This window comes from Pseudomonas iridis (genome assembly GCF_017980685.1).
In the GTDB taxonomy this organism is placed as follows: Bacteria; Pseudomonadota; Gammaproteobacteria; order Pseudomonadales; family Pseudomonadaceae; genus Aquipseudomonas; species Aquipseudomonas iridis.
In genome coordinates, this window is the sequence record NZ_JACXXO010000020.1 from 1 (window position 1) to 18,571 (window position 18,571).

Sequence of the window (18,571 nt, forward strand, 5' to 3'; positions counted from 1 at the left end):
AGCACGATCAGAGGAAAGAGCCGTGAATTAAAGACAAGAAGGGTCTGTTTTTCGGCCGACTTGGATTTTTTGAACCTCAAGCAGCGAGGGCCTCAAAAATCGGTGGGTACTTCAGACCTTCCTTAGCATCTGAGCGTCTATTACTTATTGATTAATTGTCGTGCGGACAGTTGGTTTTCTGTCTGCGCGCCATGAAACCTTTTATACCGGGTAAATACCGATGAGCACGATCCACGATCAGGCAATGAATTATGTCTACCAGCAAGTATTGCAGCGGTTGCTGAGTTTTTTCTCACGAGCGGAGCGCACGGCATTGCAGTTGCTGATCCAGCGACTGGCCGTGGCTGCTGGCGGCATGGAGAACATCGGTCAATTCAAAGTGCTGGTTAACCAGACCGGGTCGCGCGACAGCTGTTACACATTGGCGCTGCTGCGGGCAGCGCAATTGAGTATCGCCGGGCGTGCGCCCGGGACGTTTCAGCTACGGGTGGCGACTTTACGCTGGAACGGCAACAGTGACACGGCGCTGCAGAACATGCACCGCAGCTACGGCGCGCTGTTCCTCTATGACGATCCTCGGGTCGAGTTGTTGATGGTGGATCATCGCCAGGTCCTGCCATTCGACCATCAGGCACCGATCTGCGAAGAGGGGCGCGAGACCCATCGTCTAAACCTGCTGCTGCTGGGGCATCGAAGAACCTACAGCGAAGCGCTTGAGTTGTGGGACGACGCTTATTTGGCCACTGCCGAGTACTACGGTCAGATCGCCCGATGGAACAATGGTGTCGATGCCATGATCGGCAGTGAGTCGTTAAACCGCCAGAAGCACTTTCTCGACGGCTTGAGTCGCGCCGTTCAAAAAGCCGCCATTGCCGGTCCGCTGGTGACCTCTGCTGGCTTTGAAGCGCTGTTCCCGCTGCTCGACCGGCTGGGTGGTGATTACTATCGCGAGTTCTACACCGAAGAGGAGCGGGTAGCGTGGCGCCCGGAAGGTGAGTTCGAAGCGTGTCGGCGCACCGGTTTCATCAACATCAATGACATGATCGTTGGCAAGCTCGAGGAGCGCTGGCCGTTGCTCAGTGACTTTCTTGGGTTCCAGGCGGATGACCTGAGCCTTTATCAAAGTGACGATGAATATGCAGATCCTCTGGTCGCTGCGCATCTGCGAGGAATGCAGGCACGATTCATCGAGGGGAGAACCTACGAGGCCGGAGTCGGCGAATACCTGCACAACTACCTGATAACGATGCGTCGCAGACAGGTACCCGAGCCGGTTTGCGAACAGATGCTCGCCCATTTCGGCAATCTGCAGGATCCGCGACATTTGCGCATGCAGGCGGAAGGCTGGCTCTCGGCCGGTTTCGATTTGAACGATATCCAGCTGATGTGCCTGCTGTTTGCGCCGTTTGTTGATAGCGGGGCGGGGCTGGAACGGTTTCTGCGCAATTGTCATCCCGGCATGTTGGTGGCGTTGCCGGATCTGCACCGGGCAATGCAGGGCCTGCATGCGCCTGAGCAAGTGCTGAAGTGGATGACGGACGTCAGCGGGTTGCCGGTCAAATTGATTGTGCGTCTTTACTCGATGGGACCCGTTCGGTTACTTGCGTGCGGCGACAGCGCCAGTGCGGAGGAGGCGGGTACCGAGCCGACAAACGATCGATCGGCGGAAGGCTGACCGTGAGCCAATCGCCTAACCCTGAATCACAGCCCATGGATGCCGGCTCGTGAAAGCGTCGCGGGAAAACGACTTTGTTTATCAGGCTGTTTATCGCTACCTGACGCTGCTGATCGAGGAGGCAGGGAGCAGCTCGGCAGTGCGCCTGCCTTCCTTGCGGCAACTGGCTGATCGACTGAATGTGTCGATCTCGACCGTCCAGTACGCCTATTCGTTGCTGGAAAAGGAAGGTCGGGTTTATTCAATCGCCAAATCCGGTTATTACGCGAAAGCACTGCCCGCAATGGACGTGCCTGGTTGTGGCAGGGACCTGCTCGAAACCGTCTACGTCAATACCCAGCGACCGGGCATGTGTGTATTGAGCGCCGATGACCCGGCTTCGCTGCAACCGCTGGACCGTCCTTTGCTGATGCTTGAGCGGGAACTGCTGCGCCAGTACCCGCGCCAGCCGCAAGTACTGGTGCAGCCTTGCGGTGAGCTGGAGTTACGCACCGTACTGGCTGCGCGTTACACCTCATCGACGGTGAATTGCTGGCATGCCGATGACGTCTACATCGGTGCCGATTTGCGCGGGGTGCTGGAAATTCTGATTTCGGTGCTCGAGTTGCGTGGGGCCACCGTAGTGGTCGAGTCGCCGTGTGACTGGGTGATCCTGCGTCTGCTGGATTGCGCCCAAGTGCGGGTGATCGAGTTGCCACTGCTCGCAGGCGGGGTGATTGATCCGCAGCGCCTGGAGTCTTTGCTCAAGAAGGAACGGGTGCGCCTGATCCTGTTGTCCTCAGCGTTGAGCATGCCCCACGGCAGCCTGCTCTCTGCGACCAATCGACAAGCCATCGCCCATCTGCTCGGGTGTCATGGCACCTGGGTTCTGGAAAACGACTGCTACAGCGAGCTCGATGAAGGGATCGACTCCCAACGCCTGCGCCACTGGCTGGACCCGGATCGCCTGCTGGTGTTTTCCACGTTCGAGAAGTTCATCGGTGCTGAGGCGCCTTTCGGTTTTGTCCTGTCGCGCCATTGGCGCAGTGAGCTGCAACGTCATTTCCTGTTACGCGCCTATAGCTTGTCGCTAATCCGCCAGAAAGCGATTGCGAGATTGTTGGGTGGCGGACGGCTGGACCAGCATTTGTCGGTACTGCGACGGATGCTGAAGGAGCGGCGAACGCAGTTGATCCAGTTATTGCGCGAGCGCCTGGGCGACGCGTTGCAGGTTGTCGAGCCGCAGGGTGGGGCGACGGTCTGGGTAGGCTCGTTGCGTCCGGTAGACATGGGGAATGTCTTTCAGCGCCTGCTCAAGCAACAGATCATTATTGCGCCAGGGGAGTTGTTCAGCCTGCAGGGGTTGCATGCGCACCATCTGCGCTTGAGCTCATTGGGCCATGGTGACCACGATCTGGGGAATATCGTCGGGCTGCTGGGCGACGCATTGCGGATGGCACCCGAAAGTTAACGTTAAAAAACATCGGGAGTGTCCCGGATAGATCCCGTCGCACTACGGTCAAACTGCCAGTAAACTGCGTTCTATTCCTGAATCACTCTATTTCAGAGGTTTTTGCATGACACTCAGTCCTTTTGCGGGCAAACCGGCACCGGCAGAATTGTTGGTCGATATCCCGCGACTGGTAACGGCCTATTACACCGGCCAGCCTGACGCTTCCATTTCCACGCAGCGTGTGGCGTTTGGCACGTCGGGGCATCGGGGCAGTTCTTTCGACCTGAGTTTCAACGAATGGCACGTGCTGGCGATCAGTCAGGCGATCTGTCTGTATCGCGAGGCCCAAGGGATCACCGGGCCGCTGTTTGTCGGCATCGACACTCACGCGTTGTCGACTCCCGCGGGTGCCAGCGCTCTGGAAGTGCTGGCGGCGAACGGTGTGACCGTGATGATCGCCGAAGGCGACGAGTACACGCCGACTCCGGCCATTTCCCATGCCATTCTTTGCTACAACCGCGGCCGTACTTCTGGCCTGGCCGACGGCATCGTCATCACGCCGTCGCACAACCCGCCACAAAGCGGTGGCTACAAATACAACCCAACCAACGGCGGCCCGGCAGACACCCACATCACCAAGTGGATCGAGGCCAAGGCCAACGAGCTGCTGGCCAATAAACTGGCTGGCGTGAAACGCATCAGTCACGAGCAGGCGCTCAAGGCCAGCACCACCCATCGTCACGACTACGTGAACACCTACGTTGCCGATCTGATCAACGTGATCGACTTCGATGCCATCCGCGATGCCAAGCTGCATTTGGGTGTCGATCCGCTGGGTGGCGCAGGGGTGCGCTACTGGTCCGCGATTGCCGAGCACTACCGTCTGGATCTGGACGTGGTGAACAAGCAAGTCGATCCAACCTTCCGTTTCATGACCGTCGATTGGGACGGCCAGATTCGCATGGACCCATCATCGAGCCATGCGATGCAAGGCTTGATCGGTCTGAAGGAGCGTTTCGATGTGGCGTTTGCCTGCGACCCGGATCACGATCGCCACGGCATCGTGACGCCTTCCGGTGGCTTGCTCGCGCCGAACAACTATCTGGCAGTGTCCATCGATTATCTGTTCCAGAACCGTCCGCAGTGGCGTGCCGATGCTGGCGTGGGCAAAACCGTGGTCAGCAGCGGTCTGATTGATCGTGTCGCCAAGCGTCTGGGGCGTCGTCTCTACGAAGTGCCGGTCGGTTTCAAATGGTTTGCGGACGGGCTGTTTGACGGTTCGCTGGGTTTTGGCGGCGAGGAGAGCGCCGGTGCATCGTTCCTGCGCAAGGACGGCGGTGTATGGAGCACTGACAAGGATGGTCTGATCCCGGCATTGCTCGCGGCAGAAATGACCGCTCGCACCGGTCGCGACCCAAGCCAGGCCTATAAAGCGCTGACCGATGAACTCGGAGAGCCGTTCTCGGTACGCGTAGACGCCAAGGCCAACCCGGAACAGAAAGCCCTGCTGAGCAAGCTGTCGCCGGAGCAAGTCACTTCGACCGAATTGGCGGGCGAGAAGATTCAAAGCATTCTCAGCCACGCACCGGGCAATGATCAGGCAATTGGCGGCTTGAAGGTAATGACCGAGAACGGCTGGTTCGCGGCGCGTCCGTCAGGCACCGAAGACATCTACAAGATCTACGCAGAGAGCTTCATCAGCGACGAGCACCTCAAGCAATTGGTGGTCGAAGCGCAAACTCTGGTGGATGGCGCAATTTCCAGCAAATAAGCTGAAGTCCTTCACCGCAAGGGCTACCGAGCCAAAAAAGGGGCAACCATTGCGGTTGCCCCTTTTTTTGCCTCTGATCAGGCGATCAAGCCAAATCTACCAACACAATCTCACTGTCTTCAATCGCAGTAACGGTCAGCACCTGCTCATGCGCAACCGCCACACCGTCTCGAGCTTGTGCACGCAAACCATTGACTTCAATCACACCCGTAGCCGGCACCAGATAAGCGCGGCGTCCTTCGTCGAGACGATATTCCGCCGTCTCACCAGCCTTGATGTTCGCCGCCACCAGGCGAGCATCGGCGCGGATACGCAGGCTCTGATCATCGCCATCCTTACCGCTGGCAAGGGTCACAAACCCTTCACGCTGACCTTTGGGAAAGGGTTTCGCACCCCAGGACGGCGGGGCGCCGGTTTCGGTGGGCAGGATCCAGATCTGGAAGATCTTGGAGTCTTGGGCTTCCAGGTTGTATTCACTGTGCGCGATGCCCGTGCCGGCACTCATGACTTGCACGTCGCCAGCTTCGGTGCGGCCCTTGTTGCCGAGGTTGTCCTGATGGGTAATCGCACCTTCACGCACGTAGGTGATAATTTCCATGTCGCGGTGCGGGTGCTGCGGGAAACCGCTGCCGGCGGCGATTACATCATCGTTCCACACCCGCAGATTGCCCCAGCTCATGCGCTGTGGGTCGTAGTACTCGGCGAACGAAAAATGGTGATGGGCATCCAACCAGCCATGATGGGCGGCGCCCAGTGTGTTGAAAGGTCTGAGTTCAAGCATGATCGTCTCCTCAAAAGGTTCATGACGGGGCGCAGTTATCGCGCCCGGCCCAAGACCGGTGGTTTATGACGGCGATCATCTATCAGCCAAGTATCGATAAAAAGCGTAAAAAGTGCGGCATCAAGATCGAATAAGTCGATCAAAAAAACCTCGAAAATTTCTCATCCCACCTTCAGTTAATCGCCTAAACCAATGAAGCGTAAGCATTTCGCTAGAACCCGGCGTTAAATAAAGACACCATAGCCTTCAATAGCATATTTACTGGAGCCCGTCAGCGTGGCGCAACAAACTCCCGATCTTCCTCCCGAACTTCGCCCTTTGGCCGAGATGCAGTGGTTCAAACGGATGGCCGCACGTTTCTTCGGCCACGGTTTGACGCGTTTGCGCGCGCAACACCGTGCGTCGTGGCTGCATGGTCAGGCGGATGGCTTTCGTAGCGGTCACACCGCGGGTGTCGAGTACGGGTATAAAGAGGGCAAGCTCGAGGGGTTTGAAGAAGGTCGGCAAGTGCTGCTGATCCGCGACAGCCGCAACACCGAACATCGTCCGCCAAGCGTGGACAATCTCCTGTTCGACGACTGGCGCCTGCCGCTCACCGCTGAGCTGAAGAAGCGCATCAAGGCTGATGTCGCGCGTTTACTCCCCGCACACGCTCAGCCGAGCACTGCGCAATGGAAGATGATTTTCAGCGATACGCCTTCGACTTCCGTGGTGGCCGGCGCCGGAGCGGGCAAGTCGACCACGCTGGTCCTGCGCATTCTACTGTTGACGCACTATCTGGGCTTTGAGCTCGATTCAATGACCGTAGTGACCTTCACCCGCGAATCGCGCAAGGACTTCATCAACAAGCTGATCGAACTGTTTGCGCTGTGGGGGCGGGCGCTGAGCCTGAAACAGGCGCGTGAACTGGTGCGAACCTTCCACTCGCGAATCCTGCCGATGGTGCGCAGCCTGGCGGGTTTCGAGCGGTTGCAGGCTTTCGAGAACCTCAGCCATCGAGCGCCCGGTGCTGACGAGGAGGTCGACAGCAATCCGTTCGACCTGCGTATCAACGACGCGCAGCGCCAGCAGCTCAATGCCTGCTATCACCGATTGTTCACTCAGGACGAGCGTTTCCGCCAACTGATTCAGCCGATGGCAAAGGCCGGGTTGCAGCTCAAGGAGCTGGAGCGTGATAACCCCGATGTACAGAAGCGCATGGCCGTCACCGAGCTGGCGGCCAAGCGCGATGAAGAACTGTGCGATGCAATTGAAGATCTTTGGTTCGGCGCCGGTGCCTGGCCTATCAAAGGCATTGAGCCAAACCGGCAGACCTTCGAAATCAATGGTTCGACATTTCACTGTCACGGTTACATTCCAAGCCTTGATGCTTGGGTCGTACTCGGCTTTGACCCCAGGGAAAACGCCCAGCTCTGCCGAGCGAATGCGAAACTTTCGATACGTGCAGAGTGGGCAGTGAAGCGCACCCTGTTTCAAGCTTTCTGTCGTAAGCCATTGATTTGGCTGGATAGTTACGAATCGTCAAAACGCGTTTTGGCGACATTGGCAGGCGATGCCAGTGCGGGCCCGGGCTTCGATTACAAGGTCAAGGGTGAACTCGCTTCCGCGCCGTTGCTCGACTGTTTCGTGGCGGCGGCCGGGTTTATCGAGAACCTGGGGCTGGACGTACCGGACGCTGTTGGCCGCATGAGTTTCGCCAAAGATGACCCCGACCGGTTTTTCTTCGAGGCGCTGAGCCTGTTCTGGCGCGCCCTGGAAGATCACTTGCTCGACCAGAAGCCGCCGATCATGACCTACAACCGCATGTTCGCGCTGTTCAGCGAGCACTCGCCGGAAAACCTCAAACTGCTCAGCGATGAACTGCTGCGACCCATGTCGCACCTGATGATCGATGAATTTCAGGACGTTTCGCCACAGATCGTTTCGTGGATTCGCGCGAGCCTCTCGGAAATTCGCAGCCGTGGGCCGGCCATGCATGTCGGACGAGGCGCGCAGCGCTCGTCGCTGCTATGTGTGGGGGATGACTGGCAATCGATTTACGGCTGGCGCGGCAGTTCACCGAGTTACTTCATGGAGTTCAACAAGGAATTCCCGTCGCCGAGCACCACGCGAGTAATGCTCAGTGACAACTATCGCAGTCATCAACACATCATCGATGCGGCGGAACACATCGTCCGTGCCGCGCCCGCGATTCCCGGTAAGAAGGCCAAGGCGAGCGGCGAGCCCAAGCCATTGCAGCCAGTCAATGTGCTGGAACGCGATGATCAGGCGCTGGGCGAACGCCTGGCCGAGCATTATCGGCAGGGCCATTCAATCTTGATGCTTTATCGAAAAAGCAGCGATAAGTTATTGATAGAAAAGCATATTCAGTCAGTAGTTAATGTTGATTCGAGCTTGCCGTACGAGGCTCGTCGGTTGAAACAACTGACGTATCACAGTGCCAAGGGCCTGCAGGCAGACGCGGTGTTCCTGCTCGGAGACTGTCAGCATCTGACCAGTTCTCCTTACAAGAACCAGGTGTATCGCATGGCCGGATTGGGCAAAACCGGCGACAGCGAGCCGTATGACAGCGCGCAAAAGGACGAGATCTTGCGCCTGGCGTACGTCGGGATTACCCGCGCGGTCAGCCATTGTTATTGGTATGTCGAACCGCAGGAGCCGCAGGCGGTGAACATGCCCAAGGCGTCTGACCGAGTGGCGAAGGGCAAGCCATTCTTCGCTGATCATCGAGCAGAAAAGCAAACCGCGTGACCCACAAAAAAGCCCGCATCAATGCGGGCTTTTTGTTGTAAATCATAAGGTTATGCGTAATTCCTGAGAGACTCTGGAGGTATGAAAGCATCCAGCTCATCCTCCACAGCCTCGATAATTCGCTCGACGTCTGCCGCATTCATTACCGTTGCGCACGGGATGCCAGCGATAGCGATCATGGTTTCACCACTGGCTCGATCGAACAATCGGGCAATCATGCTGCCCGGTGCATCCATCGTTGCCTCGAAACCCATGGGATGAAAATGCCAGCGCATCAGCTGGCAGGCGTTGGGGAACGTGACTTTGCTTGACCCGTTATTCATGTGTTGCCCGCCTTCTTCATCGAGCGCTTCCTTTAGCTCATGTTAGGTGGGAAGAGCCTTCATTGGCTCAACCGGTGACTGACATTAAAAGTAGCATCTCAATGTGAAATTTCTGTGGGAATTTTCAGTTCATTTTGCGATTGATTCGTATTTTTTGATGTAAGTCACGGCTTACGCATTCGTCGCCAAAATGCCACCATGGATTAGTCATTGATGCCCGTGCCGAACTTCGGCAAGCTCGATTCTTTTTCGCCGAGCTCCTTATGCACGCCGACGACGACGGCCCCGCACAGACCCAGGCCACGACCGCCACGGTCATGCGCTATCACTTGAGCTGGAAACACCGCGACCTGGACAGCGTGATGGCGCTGTATCACCCGGACATTCAGTACAGCGATTTTTTCCAGAACCGCGTGCTCGGCCTCGACGAGTTGCGCGAGTACGTGCGTGTGAGCATGCCGCGCGAATCCGACGAAGCGCTTGAGCATTGCGACCGCATTCGCGTTGATGGCAACACTGCGTTCATTCAGTACGAAGTGACCCTGCGCGGCGGCGAGGGACTTGTGTCGTTCCGCTCCAGCGAGGCGATCACGGTCAAGGACGGGCTGATCTGGCGCGTAAATGAATATGCCTCGTTGGTGCGTGCACAGGTTGGCAACACGACTGCGCCGAGCCAGCGCCCGGCCGTCAGTCGCCTGGGCCTGTCGCCGCGTCAATTGAGTTTTATGGCCGACGATCTGCAGCAATACTTCGAACGCCAGCAACCGTACCTGGATCCAGAGCTTGACCTGCAACGGGTCGCGAAGGAGTGCGGGTACAGCCGCAATCAGATTTCTTACCTGCTTAATCAGGTGCTTGGGCAAAGTTTCTACCGCTACGTCAACCACGCGCGACTGCAGCATCTGCTCAAGTCACTGGACGATGCCGCGCCGCCAGTGCGCATCGATGAGTTGGCGTTCGCCGCTGGTTTCAATTCGTTGTCGGCGTTTTACAGCTGTTTCCGCCAACACACCGGCCTGTCGCCCAAGGCCTACGTTAAACAAATTTCTTTGCGGACACGCGCGCAAGACATCTCCTGAGGTCGCGCACTAGGATCGACGCCATCGAAGGTTTTCAGTGGCGGAGTCTTGCATGCCGGCGTGGCGCACTATCAGTTTGTGGATGGATCAACTCGACGAGCCGCTGATCGCGCGGCCCGAGCTTGAGCGGGATCTGGACGTAGACGTGGCGATCATCGGCGCCGGTTACACGGGGCTGTGGACGGCGTACTACCTGAAGAAGCACGCGTCGGGCCTGGACATCGCGATTATCGAGGCGCAAACCGCCGGGTTTGGCGCATCCGGGCGCAACGGCGGCTGGCTGATGGGCAATCTGCTTGGCGAGGAGCGTTTGCTCGCCGGCCTGTCCCCCGAGCAGCGTCGCGCGTCGTTTGATCTGCTGCACAGCATCCCCGATGAAGTCGAAGTCGTCCTCGAACGTGAAGGCATCGACTGTGATTACCGCAAGGGCGGCGTGCTGTACTGCGCGGCGCGCTATCCGGAACAGGAAGCCACGCTGCGCGACTACCTGGCCAAACTCCACGCCCAGGGCCTGACCGACGACGATTACCGCTGGCTCAGCCCCGAGCAACTGGCGCAGCAGATTCGTGTGGCCAAACCTTACGGTGGTATCTACGCTCCGCATGTGGCGACCATTCACCCGGCCAAACTGGTGCGCAGCCTGGCGCGCACCGTACAAGGCATGGGCGTGAAAATTTACGAAAACAGCCCCGTTACGCATTGGCAGTCGGGCAGTTTGCGCACGGCCAAAGCCCATGTGCGCAGTCGCTGGATCGTGCCGGCAGTGGAAGGTTACTCGGTGACATTGCCGCCATTGGGTCGCTACCAATTGCCAGTGCAAAGCCTGATCGTCGCCACAGAGCCGCTGTCCGCTGCTACGTGGGACGAGATCGGCCTCAGTCGCGGCCAGGCTTTCAGCGAATTCAGCCGCCAGGTCACTTATGGCCAGCGCAGTGCTGACAACCGTCTGATTTTCGGCGCCCGCGGTGGTTACCAATTCGCCGGCAAGCTGCGCCACAACTTTGACCTGACCCGCGATGAAGTCGAGCTGCGTCGTTATCTGTTCGGTGAACTGTTCCCGCAACTGAAAAATGTGCAGATCACTCACGCCTGGGGCGGCAACCTCGGCATGTCCCGCCACTTCAAGCCGCACATGCTGTGCGATCGGGCCAACGGCATTGCGTTGGCCGGCGGTTATGGCGGGGAGGGCGTCGGTGCCAGCAACCTCGGCGGCCGTACCCTGGCCGATCTGATCCTTGAGCGCGACAGCGAACTGGTTAACCAGCCGTGGGTGCTGCCGGACGGCGGGATTCATGCGCTGCGTGCCTGGGAGCCGGAGCCGTGCCGTTGGCTCGGTTACAACGCGATCATCAAAAGCTTCGTCCACGAAGACCAGACCCTCGCCAACCCGGCGACTGCGCCATGGCGGCGCAAACTCGCCAGCCAGGTGGCCGGGTTCATGGAAGGTTTCATGCACTGACAGATGTTTATTCACAAGACAGGTAACGCCATGAGCATCACCCAGTTCAAAAACACCGCCACGTTACAACTCGATGAATCCAACCCGGTCGCCGTGCCGCTTGGCGAGCCGATAGCCATTGCCTCAACGACCAGCGTCGAGCGCGACGATGGTGTCGAAACCGGCGTCTGGGAATGCACGCCCGGCCGTTGGCGCCGGCAGATCACCGCGCAGGAGTTCTGCCATTTCATTACCGGGCGTTGCACATTCACCCCGGACGACGGTGGCGAAACCCTGCACATACAAGGTGGCGACGCTTTGATGTTGCCGGCCAACACGCTCGGCATCTGGGATATCCAGGAAACCGTGCGCAAGAGCTACGTGCTGATTTTCTGATTGCTTGAGATTGCCTGCCAAACAACAATAGCCTCTACAGGAATCGACCCATGATCCGGAAAACCCTCACTCTGGCACCGCTGTTGCTGGTCGCCTCCATCAGTCACGCCGCCGAGACGGTCAAGGTTTACAACTGGTCCAGCTATATCGCACCGGACACCACGAAAAACTTCCAGAAAGAAACCGGCATTGGCGTTATTTATGACGTCTACGACAGCAACGAAACCCTCGATGGCAAGTTGATGACCGGCAACTCCGGTTACGACGTGGTGTTTCCGTCCAACCACTTCATGGCTCGGCAGATTCAGGGCGGCGCGTTGAAGAAGCTCGACAAGAGCCAGTTGCCGAACTGGAAAAACCTCAATCCGGTGTTGCTCAAGGCCCTGCAAACCAACGATCCGGGCAACGAGCACGGCTTCCCGTATCTGTGGGGCAGCACCGGCATCGGTTACAACGTTGCCAAGATCAAAGCGGTGTTGGGCGATGACGCGCCGGTCGATTCCTGGGATCTGATCTTCAAGCCCGAGTACATGGAAAAACTGCAGAAGTGCGGCGTCGCGATTCTCGACAACGGCCCGGAATTGCTCCCGGCGGCCCTCAATTACCTGGGCTTGCCGCACCACAGCAAGAACCCCGAGGACTACAAGAAAGCCGAAGCATTGCTGTTGAAAGTGCGGCCGTACATCAGCTATTTCCATTCCTCGAAGTACACCAGCGACCTGGCCAACGGCGATATTTGCGTGGCGGTCGGTTTCTCCGGCGACATCCTGCAAGCCGAGAGCCGCGCCAAAGAGGCGAAGAACGGCATCGAGATCGGCTATTCGGTTCCCAAGGAAGGTTCGCCCATCTGGTTCGACATGGTTTCGATGCCCAACGACGCTCCGGACGAGAAGGCCGGCTACGCCTTCATGAACTACCTGTTGCGCCCGGACGTGATGGCTGACATCAGCAACTCGGTGCACTACGCCAACGGCAATGAGCAGGCCGACAGCCTGATCGATCCGGCGATCAAGAACGACACCAAGGTTTATCCGACCCCGGAGATGTTGGGCAGGTTGTTCGCGCTGGAGGCAATGCCGATGAACATCGACCGGATTCGTACTCGGATCTGGAACAAGATTCGTACCGGTAGCTGAGATATATCGGTAAATGCAAAACCTGTGGGAGCGAGCCTGCTCGCGAAGGCGATGTTTCATTCAGCATTGATGTTGGATGAGCTTTCGCATTCGCGAGCAGGCTCGCTCCCACATGGGTTATCAGCGACTGTTATCGGTTGATATCAATGCGCTGGCACTTGCACTAATACAAAGCAAAAGTGAGACGCCTTCGACAAAAAACAACTTAGCCTTATTTAATAATTAAATAGAAAATCGTCAGACAATTAGGAAAAAACCAGACATCTGAAACATTCTTTCGACCGCACATGCTTTGTTTACGGGAGCTTCCCGGAATAGCTCGATTTGAATTCAAAAAAATGCTTTACGTCAGATTTCAAATTGTGTCAGTTTTCTTTCGCCTTCATTGGGCGAGTGATAGGACGATCTCGCCAGAGATTGTCGCTATCGGACAAAAACTGTTCCATTGCTTAACAAGGAAGTGTGTTTATGTCGAAAGTTAAAAAGAACGCTATTGATACCGCCGAACAGGCTTTCCAGCCTGTAGGGGCTGCGCAATCACTGGCAGCATCCAGCTCCGCCTGGAACCAGATCAATAGTTTCAGCCATCAATACGATCGCGGCGGCAATCTCACGGTCAACGGCAAACCCTCCTTCTCCGTCGACCAGGCCGCCACCCAGTTGCTGCGCGACGGCGCTGCCTACCAGGACAAGGACGGCAGCGGCAAGATCGAACTCACCTACACGTTCCTGACTTCTGCTTCATTTGGCACGATGAACAAGCACGGGATCTCCGGGTTCAGTCAGTTCAGTGCACAACAACAAAACCAGGCCAAGCTCGCCATGCAATCCTGGGCCGATGTGGCCAATGTCACCTTCACCGAAAAAGCTACGGGTGGTGACGGTCACATGACCTTCGGTAACTACAGCGGTGGCCAGGATGGCGCTGCAGCGTTCGCTTATCTGCCAGGCACCGGCGCCGGTTATGACGGCACCTCGTGGTACCTGATCAACAGTGGCTACACGGCGAACAAGAATCCGGATCTGAACAACTACGGCCGTCAGACGCTGACTCACGAGATCGGTCATAGCCTCGGTCTGGCTCACCCTGGCGACTACAACGCCGGTAATGGTAACCCGACCTATAACGATGCTTCCTACGGGCAAGACACCCGCGGCTACAGCATCATGAGTTACTGGAGCGAGAACAACACCAGCCAGAACTTCAGCAAGGGTGGCGTGGAAGCCTATGCCTCCGGCCCGCTGATGGATGACATCGCAGCGATCCAGAAGCTCTACGGCGCCAACACCACCACTCGTACCGGTGACACCACCTACGGTTTCAACTCCAACACCGGTCGCGACTTCCTCAGCGCTTCGTCGTCGAGTGACAAAGTAGTGTTCTCGGTCTGGGATGCGGGCGGCAAGGATACTCTGGACTTCTCGGGCTTCACCCAAAACCAGAAGATCAACCTCAATAGCGCCTCGTTCTCCGACGTTGGCGGTATGGTGGGTAACGTCTCCATCGCCAAGGGCGCAATCATCGAGAACGCCATCGGCGGTTCGGGCAGCGACCTGCTGATCGGCAACAGTGTGGCCAACGAACTCAAGGGCGGTGCCGGAAACGACATCCTCTACGGGGCCGGCGGTGCCGACAAGCTGTGGGGTGGCGCGGGTTCGGACACGTTTGTGTTCGCGGCAAGTTCGGATTCCAAACCGGGTGCTATCGATCAGATTCTCGATTTCGTCAGTGGTCTGGACAAAATCGACCTGACCGGCATCACCAAGGGCGCCGGCCTGCACTTCGTCAGCGCCTTCACCGGTGCGGCGGGCGATGCGGTATTGACCTCGTCGGGCGGCAACAGCCTGCTCTCGGTGGACTTCTCCGGATTCGGCGCGGCCGACTTCCAGGTCAGCACCGTTGGCCAGGCGGCAATCAGCGACATCGTGGCTTGATGTGAAACAAGAGGGCGGCGCGTGATGCGCCGCTTTCTTCGCTTGCATCGTCTTGCCCTGTAGGCAAGGCTACGCACTGGGGTGAAATTTCCTATGAGTCGAAACGTTTTTACCTACATGACGGTGGCGTGGCTGATGGCGACGCTGATGATGATTTCAGGAGAAACAAGCATGGCAAGCAGCCTCAGGCTCGAAGAACCCTCGGTATTTGCCGGGCAGTGGCAGGCGACGCTGAGTGCCCGCGAAGACAGCGCTGAAGCGCAAAAACTGCAGGACAAACCGTCGAATACCTGCATTGTCGATCTGCAATCCAGCCAGACGATCGGTAAAGGCGCTGACTGCTTGGGAGTATGGCTCGAAGAGGCGCCGATTGGCTGGTTTCCCGACCCGGACGGAATTTCGATCACTGGCAAGGAGGGTTCAAGAATCCAGTTCTTTAGCCGACAACGTGATGGGTTTTATCTGGCGACTTTGAAGTCAGGTCTGAAAATTACCCTCGAGCGCATTGCACAACAACCGTAAAGATCAATCAGACGACGAAGTTTTAATATAAGGCGTCAGTGTCAGGTTATAAGCGACGTGTTCAATCACAACTGCACTGTATTAATCAGAGCTAGTTGTTATGAATTTGTAAGCGTACAGCTTGGAAATATATTCCCGCGTTGCGCGGATAATCAATTTGAAGTCTCGTCAAAGATTGGCGAGAGTTAGACCTCAGGAATAATCAATGAAGATGGCGAAGGCCCCAGCCACCGCTCCCTTGTTCAAGGCATTGGGTGACTATAAAAGCATCCTGATCAGCGTTGGATGCTTTACGGCACTGATTAACGTGCTGATGCTGGTGCCCTCCATTTATATGCTTCAGGTCTATGACCGGGTGCTGTCTTCACAGAACGAAACCACCCTGGCGATGCTGTCGCTGATGGTTGTCGGCTTCTTTGTCTTTATCGGCCTGCTGGAAGTGGTGCGCAGTTTCATCGTGATCCGCATCGGCAGCCAACTGGAGCGCCGCTTCAACCTGCGGGTGTACCAGGCGGCGTTCGAACGCAACCTGTTCAAGGGCGAGGGCAATGCCGGGCAGTCGCTGGGCGACTTGACCCACATTCGTCAATTCGTCACCGGCCCGGCGCTGTTCGCTTTTTTCGATGCGCCGTGGTTTCCGGTGTATCTGTTCGTTATTTACCTGTTCAACGTCTGGCTCGGCGTACTGGCCACCGCCGGTGCGCTGTTGCTGATTGCCTTGGCATGCCTCAACGAATACATGACCAAAAAGCCGCTGGGCGAAGCCGCCGGTTTCTCGCAGCAATCCAGCCAGTTGGCCACCAGCCACCTGCACAACGCCGAAACCATTCAGGCGATGGGCATGCTCGGTTCGTTGCGTAAACGCTGGTTCCAGGTGCATTCGCGCTTTCTCGGTTTGCAGAATCAGGCCAGCGACACCGGCGCGGTGATCAGCTCTCTGAGCAAAACCCTGCGTCTGTGCCTGCAATCGTTGGTGCTGGGTCTCGGCGCGTTACTGGTGATCAAAGGTGACATGACCGCCGGCATGATGATCGCCGGGTCCATCCTGATGGGCCGCGTACTCAGCCCGATCGACCAGTTGATCGCCGTCTGGAAGCAGTGGAGCGGGGCGAAGCTGGCTTACCGGCGTCTCGATGCGTTGCTGCAAGCCTTCCCGCCGAGTGATGAAGCGATGGCCCTGCCAGCGCCCAAAGGCCAGATCACCTTCGAGCAAGTCAGTGCCGGCCCACCGGGGCAACGCGCTGCGACGTTGCACATGGTCAATTTCAATCTGGGCGCAGGTGAAGTGCTGGGTGTGCTCGGCGCGTCCGGTTCGGGTAAATCGACCCTGGCCCGAGTGCTGGTCGGTGTCTGGCCGACCCTGGGAGGCACGGTACGACTGGACGGCGCGGACATCCATCGCTGGAATCGCGATCAACTCGGCCCTTACATCGGCTACCTGCCGCAAGACATCGAACTGTTCAGCGGCAGCATCGCCGAAAACATTGCGCGTTTTAGCGAGGCCGATGCGCAGAAAGTCGTGGCGGCTGCCCAGCAGGCCGGCGTTCACGAAATGATCCTGCGCCTGCCGCAAGGTTACGACACGCAGTTGGGCGAAGACGGCAGCGGTTTGTCCGGTGGTCAGAAGCAACGAGTAGCGCTGGCGCGCGCCATGTACGGGACGCCAAGCCTGGTGGTGCTGGATGAGCCCAACTCCAACCTCGACACCGTCGGCGAAGCGGCGTTGGCCAGCGCGATTGCGCAACTCAAGGCCCAAGGCACCACAGTGGTGCTGGTGACACATCGCTCTTCGGTGCTGGCTCAGGCCGACAAGCTGCTAGTGCTCAACGAGGGTCGTCTGCAGGCCTTCGGCCCGAGTCAGGACGTGCTCAAGGCGCTGTCCGGCGCCGCCAATGAACAACCACGCGAGAAACCTGCGCAAGCACCGGGCGGGCTCAGCATGAGCCGGCAGTATCAGCCCACGACAAGGAATTCGGGTGTATGAGCAGCGCAAACATGAACACTGAAAACGAAGCGAGCATGGAGCACGCTTACATCGCTGAACGTCCGGAGCGTGACGCGAAATTCTTCGCACGCATGGGCTGGGTTCTGGCGATTGTCGGCGCGGGCAGTTTCTTCACCTGGGCGGCATTGGCGCCGCTGGATCAAGGCATTCCGGTACAGGGCACAGTGGTCGTGTCGGGTAAACGCAAAGCCGTGCAGTCGATGAGCAGCGGGGTGGTCAGCCGGATTCTGGTGCGCGAAGGCGAGATCGTTAAGCAGGGCCAGCCACTGTTTCGCCTCGACCAGACGCAAGTCGCTGCCGATGTGCAATCTTTGCAGGCGCAATACCGCATGGCATGGGCGAGTCTGGCGCGTTGGCAGGCCGAGCGCGACAACCTCAAGCAAGTGACCTTTCCGGCGGCGTTGAGCAATGACCCGGACCCGCGCCTGGCGTTGGTTCTGGAAGGTCAGCGCCAGTTGTTCAGCAGCCGCCGCGAAGCGTTCTATCGCGAGCAGGCCGGATTGCGCGCCAGCATCGAAGGCGCCACCGCGCAACTGGCCGGCATGCGCCGCGCGCGCACCGACCTCAATGCCCAGGCTGACTCGCTGCAACAACAGTTGAGCAACCTGCAACCGCTGGCCGACAACGGCTACATTCCGCGCAACCGCTTGATGGAATATCAGCGCCAGCTCTCGCAGGTCCAGCAGCAACTGGCAGAAAACACCGGTGAAAGCGGGCGTGTCGAGCAGGGCATTCTCGAGTCGCGCCTGAAGCTGCAGCAGCACAGCGAGGAATATCAGAAGGAAGTCCGTACGCAACTGGCCGAGGCGCAGCTCAAAAGCGTCACGCTGTCGGAGCAACTGACCTCCGCCGGTTTCGACCTGCAACACAGCGAGATTGTCGCCACCGCTGACGGCGTGGCGGTCAATCTTGGCGTACACACCGAAGGCGCCGTGGTGCGTCAGGGCGAAACCCTGCTGGAGATCGTTCCGCAAGGCACCACCCTGGAAGTGGAAGGGCACCTGCCGATCAATCTGATCGACAAGGTCGGCCCGCATCTGCCGGTGGACATCCTGTTTACCGCGTTCAATCAGAGCAAAACCCCGCGGGTGCCGGGCGAAGTCAGCCTGATTTCCGCCGACCAGATGGTCGATGAAAAAACCGGCGTGCCGTACTACGTGTTGCGCAGCAGCGTCAGCGATCAGGCCATGGAAAAACTCCACGGCCTGGTGATCAAACCTGGCATGCCTGCAGAAATGTTTGTGCGCACCGGCGAGCGATCGCTCCTCAACTATCTGTTCAAACCGCTGCTCGACCGGGCCAACTCTGCGTTGACCGAAGAATAAGG

At 58.0% G+C, this 18,571-nt stretch carries 14 protein-coding genes; 12 read left to right on the forward strand and 2 right to left on the reverse strand.

The genetic code is table 11. The annotated features are described in order from the left end of the window. Window positions 1-220: 220 nt before the first annotated feature. The 3 genes from IEQ42_RS23800 (at window position 221) to pgm (ending at window position 4,878) form a co-directional block, all read left to right on the forward strand. On the forward strand, window positions 221-1,675 hold the full coding sequence (locus tag IEQ42_RS23800; RefSeq protein ID WP_210705562.1) for a hypothetical protein: 1,455 nt from the start codon (window positions 221-223) through the stop codon (window positions 1,673-1,675). 49 nt (window positions 1,676-1,724) lie between these two features. After that, window positions 1,725-3,125, forward strand: coding sequence for an aminotransferase-like domain-containing protein (locus IEQ42_RS23805; protein ID WP_210705563.1), 1,401 nt, complete (start codon window positions 1,725-1,727; stop codon window positions 3,123-3,125). Between the two features lie 106 nt (window positions 3,126-3,231). Next, the gene (gene pgm / locus IEQ42_RS23810) at window positions 3,232-4,878 is read left to right on the forward strand and encodes a phosphoglucomutase (alpha-D-glucose-1,6-bisphosphate-dependent) (protein WP_210705564.1); all 1,647 of its coding nucleotides are present in this window, start codon (window positions 3,232-3,234) and stop codon (window positions 4,876-4,878) included. A gap of 85 nt (window positions 4,879-4,963) precedes the next feature. Here pgm and IEQ42_RS23815 read toward each other — a convergent pair whose 3' ends face one another. Continuing rightward, window positions 4,964-5,659, reverse strand: a complete 696-nt coding sequence (locus IEQ42_RS23815) for a pirin family protein (RefSeq protein WP_042559266.1) — start codon at window positions 5,657-5,659, stop codon at window positions 4,964-4,966. Window positions 5,660-5,935: 276 nt separating this feature from the next. On the opposite strand from IEQ42_RS23815, the gene IEQ42_RS23820 reads away from it, so the two are divergent. Beyond that, the gene (locus tag IEQ42_RS23820) at window positions 5,936-8,410 is read left to right on the forward strand and encodes a UvrD-helicase domain-containing protein (RefSeq protein WP_210705565.1); all 2,475 of its coding nucleotides are present in this window, start codon (window positions 5,936-5,938) and stop codon (window positions 8,408-8,410) included. Window positions 8,411-8,460: 50 nt separating this feature from the next. Here the strand turns inward: IEQ42_RS23820 and IEQ42_RS23825 are convergent, their stop codons facing one another. Then, window positions 8,461-8,733 carry a DUF1652 domain-containing protein gene (locus IEQ42_RS23825; protein ID WP_042559264.1) on the reverse strand — a complete coding sequence of 91 codons (273 nt, stop codon included), beginning with the start codon at window positions 8,731-8,733 and terminating at the stop codon, window positions 8,461-8,463. A 263-nt stretch (window positions 8,734-8,996) separates the two neighbouring features. Between IEQ42_RS23825 and IEQ42_RS23830 the strand changes: the two genes are divergently transcribed. The 8 genes from IEQ42_RS23830 to IEQ42_RS23865 all read left to right on the forward strand — a co-directional run bounded on the left by IEQ42_RS23830 (window position 8,997) and on the right by IEQ42_RS23865 (window position 18,569). Then, complete coding sequence (locus tag IEQ42_RS23830; RefSeq protein ID WP_200617183.1) at window positions 8,997-9,812, forward strand: AraC family transcriptional regulator; 816 nt, start codon at window positions 8,997-8,999, stop codon at window positions 9,810-9,812. A 52-nt stretch (window positions 9,813-9,864) separates the two neighbouring features. After that, window positions 9,865-11,271, forward strand: a complete 1,407-nt coding sequence (locus IEQ42_RS23835) for an NAD(P)/FAD-dependent oxidoreductase (protein ID WP_210705566.1) — start codon at window positions 9,865-9,867, stop codon at window positions 11,269-11,271. A 30-nt stretch (window positions 11,272-11,301) separates the two neighbouring features. Then, window positions 11,302-11,646 carry a cupin domain-containing protein gene (locus tag IEQ42_RS23840; protein ID WP_210705567.1) on the forward strand — a complete coding sequence of 115 codons (345 nt, stop codon included), beginning with the start codon at window positions 11,302-11,304 and terminating at the stop codon, window positions 11,644-11,646. Window positions 11,647-11,696: 50 nt separating this feature from the next. Next, the gene (locus IEQ42_RS23845) at window positions 11,697-12,782 is read left to right on the forward strand and encodes a polyamine ABC transporter substrate-binding protein (RefSeq protein ID WP_210705568.1); all 1,086 of its coding nucleotides are present in this window, start codon (window positions 11,697-11,699) and stop codon (window positions 12,780-12,782) included. A 468-nt stretch (window positions 12,783-13,250) separates the two neighbouring features. Then, window positions 13,251-14,717 (forward strand): serralysin family metalloprotease, encoded by a 1,467-nt coding sequence (locus tag IEQ42_RS23850; RefSeq protein WP_200616828.1) that lies wholly within the window; start codon window positions 13,251-13,253, stop codon window positions 14,715-14,717. A 93-nt stretch (window positions 14,718-14,810) separates the two neighbouring features. Further along, window positions 14,811-15,239 carry an AprI/Inh family metalloprotease inhibitor gene (locus IEQ42_RS23855; protein WP_210705569.1) on the forward strand — a complete coding sequence of 143 codons (429 nt, stop codon included), beginning with the start codon at window positions 14,811-14,813 and terminating at the stop codon, window positions 15,237-15,239. Window positions 15,240-15,444: 205 nt separating this feature from the next. Then, window positions 15,445-17,223, forward strand: coding sequence for a type I secretion system permease/ATPase (locus IEQ42_RS23860; RefSeq protein WP_047301172.1), 1,779 nt, complete (start codon window positions 15,445-15,447; stop codon window positions 17,221-17,223). After that, a complete protein-coding gene (locus IEQ42_RS23865) occupies window positions 17,220-18,569 on the forward strand; it encodes an HlyD family type I secretion periplasmic adaptor subunit (protein ID WP_210705570.1) in 1,350 nt (449 codons plus the stop codon). Before IEQ42_RS23860 ends, IEQ42_RS23865 begins: the two co-directional genes overlap by 4 nt. Window positions 18,570-18,571: the final 2 nt, after the last annotated feature.